The following is an 8,161-nucleotide window of genomic DNA, read 5'->3' on the forward strand; positions in this document are numbered from 1 at the left end:
CCCAGCACTCACTTTAATAATTTCGGTTTCATCACAAGCAAACAAATGGAAAAGTGAGTGCTGGGTCAGCGTAGCTGGTTTCACTGGGATGTGCAACGAAGTTGCCCGTGCCAAAAAAATCCTCTCCGGCACGGGAAGCCTTCAGGCTTCACACTGGTGCTCCGCACACACGGTTTTGAAGAATAAAAGATCCCCAGCAAGGCATTACCCGCCTGGCAGACAGGCAAATTGGCATATCTCCCCCCCTGAAGAGTTACATCAGTATGAGGCTCTTGTCGGGGTCGGTATCGGGATCGGCATCGGTATCGAAGGTTTTGGGTTTTTAACCCGCTTGATTATCACTTCTATTTTTTCCGAAGCCGATACCGATCCCGACTCCGACTTCGATAAAGATCACACGAATCGGTTTTGACAGGGAGCAGCCCCGGGGGTTGTTCCCTGTTTTTATTTCTGGCAGAAAAGGGGCAAAGGAGAATATTTATGAGCAAAGTATATTTTTGGAACCTGCGGGCCTCGCGCAAGATGCCCTATGACCTGCGCCTGAAAAAGCTGCTGAAGAAGATCGACCTGGGTTCCATGCTGGAGCCGGGCATGCTCACTGCGGTAAAGATCCATTTCGGGGAAGGAGGCACCACCGGTTTTGTTTCCCCTCTGTGGGTCAGACCCGTGGTGGAATTTATAAAGAAGACCGGGGCCAGGCCATTTCTCACCGATACCAACACCCTTTACGTGGGCAACAGGGGGGAGGCCGTATCCCACCATATGCAGGCCGCTTTGCACGGCTTCGATCCCAGCGTGCTGGGAGCTCCGGTGATCATCGCCGACGGGCTCAGGAGCAACAACCAGAGGAAAGTGCAATTTCAGGGCAAGCACCTTTCCGATTTTTTTCTGGCAGGGGATATTCTGGATGCCGATTTCATGGTCAATGTCAGCCATTTCAAGGGCCATGAACTTTCCGGGTTCGGCGGAGCCCTGAAAAACCTGGCCATGGGCTGCGCCACCAGGCAGGGCAAAATGCACCAGCATTCCGGCCTGGCCCCCAGGGTGGATGATTCCCATTGCCAGGGCTGCGGCCTGTGCATGCAGGTCTGTGCATCCGGTGCTCTGACTCTTGTTGACGAGAAGGTGCGCATGGACCCGGAAAAATGCGTGGGCTGTGCTGCCTGCATTCTGGTGTGCAAAACAGGAGCCCTGCAGATCAACTGGGAGACAGAAGGCAATGCCTTCCTGGAGCGCATGATGGAGTACTCTGCTGCTGTACTTTCCCGGAAAAAAGACAAGTGCGTGCATATAAATTATATTTTCAACGTCACCCCGGACTGCGACTGTCCGGGATTCAGCGATGCCCCTCTGTGCCCGGATCTGGGGGTTCTGGCCTCCCTGGATCCGGTGGCCCTGGACAGGGCCTGCCTGGACCTGGTGAACCAGGCCCAGCCTTTGCATCCCAGTGCTTTGCCCAAAGATATAACACCGGGCCAGGACAAGTTTACTGCAGCGCATCCCAAGACCAACGGCTCTCACGCCCTGGACTATGCACATGATCTGGGCCTTGGATCACAGAGCTATGAACTGGCTGGGATTTAAGCTCCGGCTCAGGCCAACAAAGTACTGGACATGCCGTAATGTTATGTATTAAAATTATTTTTTCAGAAATTGAAAGGGAGGATTGAAATAATGAGCAGGCACAAGAAGATTGAACGTCACAAGGAAATTGACCGGCGCCGCCGCAGAAAGAAAAAACGCCTCAAACAGCGCAAGAAAGAAGCTATCCAGGCCGCGGGCAAGGCCTAGCCGCTCCGGGATGGTTTTTAAGACTGGACCTTTAGCCCTGATAAGTTGAGCGCCGGCAGGCACCATGAGTCTTGACAAAACTTTTTTTGGCAATAAATGATCTCTGCATTGTATGACTATGTTTTGCCAGGTTTTTGTTCAAAATATTCTGGAGTAGCTTACAGTCAGACGCTTAAATAAAACATCAGGAAGATATATTTTCAAACCTGTCAAGGAGGAAAAAATGCCCATCTACGAGTACAGGTGCAACGAATGCCAACAGCTTTTTGAGGAGTGGCAGAAGGACTTCAAGGAACGTGAGGTCAACTGCCCCATTTGCGGGGGCGCATCTTCAAGACTTATTTCCAATTCAGCCTTTGTGCTTAAAGGCAGTGGCTGGTATGTGACGGATTACTGCAACCGCAAAAGCGAGGTCGGCAACGGCAACGGCAAAACCACCGCCAAAAACGGCGAAGCCAAGAGCGATAACTCGGCCTCGACCAGTTCAGAAAGCAGTACCCCGTCATCCCAGGACACATCCAACACTTAACTTTTAAAAGGCAGCTTTCAAGCTGCCTTTTTTGAACTATAAGCTGAGATTCAATTCCTGCACCTCCACAGGTTAAGTCTGCAGGGCCTTAAACAGCCCTGAAAATCCGCCTGGAAACTGACCATGATAGAAAGATATACCCGAAAGGAAATGGGTGAGCTCTGGACCCAGGAGAAAAGATTCAGGGCCTGGCTGGAAGTGGAACTGGCCATCTGCGAAGCCTGGCATGAACTGGGTGCAATCCCGGCTCAGGACATGGAAAATATCCGTGCCAGGGCCGACTTTAATCTGGACCGCATTCTGGAAATCGAAGAGCGGACCAGGCACGATGTCATCGCCTTTCTAACAGCTGTGGAAGAAAAGGTAGGGCCTTCGGCCAGATATATTCACCTGGGATGCACTTCCTCGGATATTGTGGATACTGCCAATGCCCTTTTGCTCTACAGGGCAGGGGAGATAATCGCCAAAGCCCTGGAGGGGCTTCTTCAGTCTCTGGACCGGATATCCCACGAGTACAAGGGCCGGCTCATGATGGGGCGTACTCACGGCATTCATGCCGAGCCCATCAGTTTCGGGCAGAAAATGGCCGGTTTTTATGCTGAAATGCGCAGACACGAGGCCAGGTGGCAAAGGGCGCTGGAGCAGATCCGGGTGGGCAAGATATCCGGTGCAGTGGGCACTTATGCCCATCTGGACCCCCGGCTGGAAGAGCTGGCCTGCCGGAAGCTGGGTCTTGAGGTGGACCCTGTATCCACCCAGATAGTGCAGCGCGATCGCTATGCTGAGTATTTCACCGCTCTGGCCCTGATGGCAGGTGGTATTGAGCGTCTGTGCGTGGAGCTCAGACACTTGCAGCGCACCGAAGTACTGGAAGCCGAAGAAGGCTTTTCCAAGGGGCAGAAGGGGTCTTCAGCCATGCCGCACAAGAAGAATCCCATTTCCGCTGAGAACCTCACCGGACTGTCCCGGCTGGTGCGAAGCAATGCCCTGGCAGCCATGGAAAACATGGCCCTGTGGCACGAACGCGATATCAGTCATTCCTCTGTGGAAAGGGTGATCATGCCCGATTCCACCATCCTTATCCACTACATGCTTACCAGGCTCACGAACCTTCTGGACAAGCTGCAGGTAAATGACGCCAATATGGAGTACAACCTGGATCTTTCCATGGGGCTTTACTTTTCCCAGAGAGTTCTGCTGGCCCTGGTGGAAAAGGGTCTGGAGCGGCAAAAGGCCTATGAACTGGTGCAGGAGGATGCCATGTACTGCTGGGAGAACAAGGTATATTTTCCCGACAGGATCCGGGAGAACCAGGAGATCCTTAAGCATATTCCACTGGATGAGCTGGATGCAGTCTTTGATATGGGCTACTATCTCAAGCATGAAGACTTAGTATTTCAGAGGGTGTTTAAATAGTGCAAAATTTTGACGCAAAGTCCAGGCTGGCTGAGCTGCTTTACAATAAGTCTTATCAGGAAGGGAATTTCACCCTGACCTCCGGCAAAAAAAGCGATTATTATTTCGACTGCAAGCAGACCGCCCTGCATCCAGAAGGCGCTTTTCTACTGGGGCGTATTTTCTTAGATATGCTTTATACTTATGATAACTATCCGGAAGGGGTGGGCGGCATGACCCTGGGTGCTGATCCGCTGGTGAGTGCCGTCACAGTCATGTCCTATCTTGATAATCGTCCTCTGCCCGGTTTTATTGTCCGGAAAAAGGCCAAGGGGCATGGTACAGGACAATTCCTGGAGGGTATGGCCAATTTCAGCCCGGGGCAAAGGGTCTGTATGCTGGAAGATGTGATAACCACTGGAGGCACACTTTTATCCGCCTGCGAGAGAGTCCGTGATGCCGGTCTGGAAATCGGTCCCATACTCTGCGTTCTGGACCGTGAAGAGGGCGGTTCGGAAAACATAGTCCGGGCCGGTTTTGACCTCAAGTGCATATTTACTCGCCAGAGTCTGCTTAGAGCAGCAAAAGGGGGTTAAATGCCACCATGGGGCAAGATAACCATTTTTCTGGTCCTGGTTTTGCTGCTGGCCGGCTGCCGTGGACATAAGGCAGCGGAGTTTTTATGGCCGGACCTGGGCGATCCTTACGTGCAGACCACCAATGAGTGGACCAGAAAGGATTCCCTGCATTCGGGCCTGGATACGGAGATCATTGCCAGGGCCACCTACAAGAGCCCGGAATGGATGCAGGCCTACATAAAGAAGAGGGCCGAAGTATATGGACTGACTTCTGATGAAAAAGAGCAGCTGCGGCAAAACCTGGAAGACTCCCTGGAACACGAAACCCGTTTTTTCCTGGCCCTGGCCAAGGGGCATAAGGCCAGGGGCAGCTTAAAATTCGACGATCCCCTGTGGTCAATATTTCTGCTGCACGAGGGCAGAAAAATATATCCCTTAGAGATTCGTGAAAGCAGGGAGCCCCTGGCAAAACTGGAATCGTTCTATCCTTACGTCAACAGGTGGCAGGATCATTATGTCCTGAGATTCCCCCCGGTAAACGGGGACTCCATTGACTTAGTCATGTCCGGCCCCCTGGGCAGGGTGGAACTTAACTGGTGAGGTATTCTTGCGAACCATTCTTTTTTTATTGTTGATCCTTACGTGGTCCCTGCCGGCCATGGCCTGGGAACCGTTGATAACAGGTGATTCAAGGGCCCCGGAAGATCTGTTCGTCGTGGATAAGAAAAACCAGACATTTTTCATTTTTTCAAACAAAAGCCCCCTGCGCAAAGAGTATAAATGGGAAGTCACTACTGGTGAGGGAGTGGGTGACAAGGAGGTCGAGGGGGATCTCAAGACTCCTGAAGGCATATATTTTATTGAGCGCCAAATAGATACCAGGCACCTGGACCGCGATCTATACGGTGAGATGGGGCTTACCCTGAATTATCCCAACCCGGTGGACAGGGCCAAGGGAAAGACAGGGTTCGGCATCTGGCTGCATGGGCGGGGAAAGGAAGTTGTGCCCTTTGATACCGAAGGCTGCGTGGCCATGGATATGAAGTACATGCACAGGCTGGAGGATATGGTGCAGCTTCAGAACACGCCGGTGGTTATTACCTCTACCATGAGCTGGGAAGAAGACGAGATAGAGCTGGAAAAGTCCCGCAAGATTGCGGATTTGAGTCTAGACTGGGCAGCAGCCTGGAGTGACGGAACAGGGGAATACTTTGAGTTTTATTTACCTGACAGGTTTGCCAGAAGCAGCGGCAAAAGTTTTTCCAGCTTCAAAAATCACAAACAGGGTCTTTTCAATACCTACGACTGGATGGATGTATACATAGAGCAGCCCAAGGTTCTGGCAGGGCCAGATTACTGGGTCAGCTACTTCGGGCAGGTATTCAATTCCTCGGGCTTTTTCTCCAGCGGTGTAAAGCGGTTGTACTGGCAAAAGGATGAAGCCGGCGATTTAAGGATTGTGGGAGAAGAGTTCAGAAATTACAACAAGCCCGGCCTGAAAGACAGTTATATTAAGGACAGGGGACAAAGGCTCAAGCAGGTAGTTGAAAAATGGCGGCAGGCCTGGCTGGAAGCAGATGTTGACAAGTACGCCTCCTTTTATCACCCCGAGGCTGTGCAGGGAAATGTAAGAGGGCTGGACAGCATCCTGAAGGATAAGAAGGATCTCTGGGAACGCGGCAACGAGCCGGCCGAGATTGAAATATCTGATATAGAGGCCCATGTGGGCAGAGATGGGTTTGAGGTTCGTTTCAAGCAGGAATACGCAAGCCGGTCGGGATACAGCGACAAGGGGATAAAAACACTGCAGTTTGTTCCCGGTTCCGGGGACAGCTGGCTTATTCTGCGCGAGGACTGGAGAGAGACGGGATAATGAGCAAGAAGTACAGCGTTATCCTGATGCGTGATGATACTTCCGTCAGAAAATTCCGGATACGTCCTTTCTGGATCAAGTTTTTTATTGCCTTGTTTTTTCTTGCCGTGACCGCTGCTGCACTGGGGGGTTATTTTACCATCACTTTTTACCAGGAAAAGAGGCATGTCAGAGAAGATCTGCAGGTTGTCTCCAAAAACCTGGAACAGACTGCTGAAGAACTGGAAAAAAAGAGAAACATCCAGAAAATTTTCGAGACCTACGAGTCCCAAGACCTGCATTCCTTTTTGACTGTCAACGATACCAGGCGCAACATTGTCCCTCCGGTGGACCTGGTAGAAGTATTCGAATACAAAGACAGGGGCATTGTCGGGGTGGATAATGTCCAGGCCGGTTTTAACGGTGACCGGATGCGTGTGCGCCTTGACGTCAACAACATGGCTGAAGGAGAAACCATAAGCGGACGTATATTTCTGCACCTTGTGCGCAGGGATGGTCAACAGGTGGACCTTGACCTGGACCATGACGACCTTGATTACGCCATATCAAGGTTTAAAAACGTGGATGTGACTTTTGAACTGCCGGAAGAACTAAGCCCGGAAAGTATATTCGCCTTGAGAGTCAAGGCCAGGGATGATGACAGGCGTCTTCTTTACAGCGAGACCTTCCCCCTCTCCCAGATTCAGGTTTCCTGACCTTTTTTCCAGGTCCCCCGGAGTTGTAAAATCACCTGTCCAGCCCGGGGGCAGACAAAATACATGCCCGGGCCATGCCAGCATATAGGCATGCAGATACATTTCAGCATACCCTGAATCTTTGCCGTATTTGCCATCGCCTATAACAGGATGACCGCTGAGGGACAGCTGGGTTCTGATCTGGTGCGTGCGTCCGGTGATAATTCGGATCTGGACAAGGGTTTTATCCCGGCTGGAGGCTATGGACCTGACCCGGGAAAGAGCAGGTCTGCCCTCCGGGGAAGGCTGCATTTTTTCAAAAGTTTTTATCAGCCTGTGCTCCAGATTTACCCACCTTGATGGCCAGGAGCCATGAACCCATGCCAGATAGGTCTTCTCCACCAGGTTTTTTTTCCACATGGCCTGAATTCTTCTGAGCCAGGCGTAGTTTTTGGCTGCCAGAAGAAGGCCTGAAGTCTCCTTGTCCAGCCTGTGTACCAGTGCAGGGGAGAAGTCTGCCCCGGCATAGTGCTTGCGAAGGCGAAGAACCATGTTGTCCCTGCGGGCCGATGTTCCGGAGTGCACCGGCACTCCGGCGGGCTTGTCAAGGACAGTGAAATCCGGGTTTTCAAATACGATTTGCAGCTCTCCGGCCCTTTGAGGGTCGTCACCGGTCTCCGGAAAATGCGGGGGAATGCGGACAGTATCCCCGGCATAGACCCGGTCATAAGGCTTCTTCCTCTTACTGTTGACCCGGACCTGTCCAGTGCGGATAAGGCGCATGAGCCCAGATCCGGGAAATTCTCTGCCCAGCCGCCTTTTAAGGTAGGAGAAAAGCTTCTGCCCGGATTCCGTGGCGGAAACCAGGCACTGCTGTGCTGTCTGCTTCTGCATATCTTGCATGTAACTACAATTTCAGTGACTTACTCCTGAAACCCTGTCATAAAAAACAAGAACCACGCTAAGAAACGTGGCAGGCCTTTGAACCACGAAGGCACAAAGGACACAAAGTAAGAAAGCACAAAGGGTTTTGGTTTTCATTTGCCGAGAAGACGGTAAATGAAAAGGCAGCCTTTTTGAAAACCGTTGCCCGGTTTTCAAAAAATACCCTCCTCACTGTTTTAAACTTAGTGACCTTCGTGTCTTTGTGGTTCAATAATCCTCTTCTTTGGGTTGCGGGCAAAGCCCGTTTTAGTCATTTTATGAGTACATCACGGTATACTCCCCTCCTTGGTTAAGGAGGGGCCGGGGGTGGTTCGATCTAAATAATAACTTCCATATTTTCCAGTGATTCGCAGGTTCTGCAGTGTCCAGCACACAC

9 protein-coding genes are annotated in these 8,161 nt (G+C 51.6%); 8 read left to right on the forward strand and 1 reads right to left on the reverse strand.

Going from position 1 to position 8,161, the window contains the following annotated elements; all coding sequences use genetic code 11:
• The 8 genes from D5S03_RS08930 to D5S03_RS08965 all read left to right on the forward strand — a co-directional run.
• Window positions 1–412: hypothetical protein (locus D5S03_RS08930; protein ID WP_287043586.1), on the forward strand; the 412-nt coding region annotated here is incomplete at its 5' end.
• 68 nt (window positions 413–480) lie between these two features.
• Window positions 481–1,584 carry a DUF362 domain-containing protein gene (locus D5S03_RS08935; protein ID WP_287043587.1) on the forward strand — a complete coding sequence of 368 codons (1,104 nt, stop codon included), beginning with the start codon at window positions 481–483 and terminating at the stop codon, window positions 1,582–1,584.
• Between the two features lie 430 nt (window positions 1,585–2,014).
• Entirely contained in the window at window positions 2,015–2,320 is a 306-nt protein-coding gene (locus D5S03_RS08940) for an FmdB family zinc ribbon protein (protein ID WP_008871329.1), read from the forward strand.
• A gap of 123 nt (window positions 2,321–2,443) precedes the next feature.
• Window positions 2,444–3,736 carry an adenylosuccinate lyase gene (gene purB, locus D5S03_RS08945; protein ID WP_287043589.1) on the forward strand — a complete coding sequence of 431 codons (1,293 nt, stop codon included), beginning with the start codon at window positions 2,444–2,446 and terminating at the stop codon, window positions 3,734–3,736.
• A complete protein-coding gene (gene pyrE, locus D5S03_RS08950) occupies window positions 3,736–4,311 on the forward strand; it encodes an orotate phosphoribosyltransferase (protein WP_287043591.1) in 576 nt (191 codons plus the stop codon). Before purB ends, pyrE begins: the two co-directional genes overlap by 1 nt.
• Window positions 4,312–4,893 carry a hypothetical protein gene (locus D5S03_RS08955; protein ID WP_287043593.1) on the forward strand — a complete coding sequence of 194 codons (582 nt, stop codon included), beginning with the start codon at window positions 4,312–4,314 and terminating at the stop codon, window positions 4,891–4,893.
• 7 nt (window positions 4,894–4,900) lie between these two features.
• Window positions 4,901–6,166 (forward strand): L,D-transpeptidase family protein, encoded by a 1,266-nt coding sequence (locus D5S03_RS08960; RefSeq protein ID WP_287043594.1) that lies wholly within the window; start codon window positions 4,901–4,903, stop codon window positions 6,164–6,166.
• Window positions 6,166–6,861: a hypothetical protein gene (locus tag D5S03_RS08965; RefSeq protein ID WP_008871324.1), complete on the forward strand. Its 696-nt coding sequence runs from the start codon at window positions 6,166–6,168 to the stop codon at window positions 6,859–6,861. The genes D5S03_RS08960 and D5S03_RS08965 overlap by 1 nt, the downstream gene beginning before the upstream one ends.
• Here D5S03_RS08965 and D5S03_RS08970 read toward each other — a convergent pair.
• A complete protein-coding gene (locus D5S03_RS08970; protein WP_287043595.1) occupies window positions 6,757–7,734 on the reverse strand; it encodes an RluA family pseudouridine synthase in 978 nt (325 codons plus the stop codon). The two genes, D5S03_RS08965 and D5S03_RS08970, sit on opposite strands and share 105 nt — an antisense overlap.
• Between the last annotated feature and the right edge of the window lie 427 nt (window positions 7,735–8,161).

This window comes from Desulfonatronospira sp. MSAO_Bac3, assembly GCF_003838035.1.
GTDB classification, from domain to species: Bacteria; Desulfobacterota; Desulfovibrionia; order Desulfovibrionales; family Desulfonatronovibrionaceae; genus Desulfonatronospira; species Desulfonatronospira thiodismutans.

What these genes read in the sequence shown, in the direction of transcription:
- D5S03_RS08935 (WP_287043587.1), top strand. Translation starts at nt 481, where the DNA reads ATGAGCAAAGTATATTTTTGGAACCTGCGGGCCTCGCGCAAGATGCCC.
- D5S03_RS08940 (WP_008871329.1), top strand. Translation starts at nt 2,015, where the DNA reads ATGCCCATCTACGAGTACAGGTGCAACGAATGCCAACAGCTTTTTGAG.
- purB (WP_287043589.1), top strand. Translation starts at nt 2,444, where the DNA reads ATGATAGAAAGATATACCCGAAAGGAAATGGGTGAGCTCTGGACCCAG.
- D5S03_RS08955 (WP_287043593.1), top strand. Translation starts at nt 4,312, where the DNA reads ATGCCACCATGGGGCAAGATAACCATTTTTCTGGTCCTGGTTTTGCTG.
- D5S03_RS08965 (WP_008871324.1), top strand. Translation starts at nt 6,166, where the DNA reads ATGAGCAAGAAGTACAGCGTTATCCTGATGCGTGATGATACTTCCGTC.
- D5S03_RS08970 (WP_287043595.1), bottom strand. Translation starts at nt 7,734, where the DNA reads ATGCAGAAGCAGACAGCACAGCAGTGCCTGGTTTCCGCCACGGAATCC.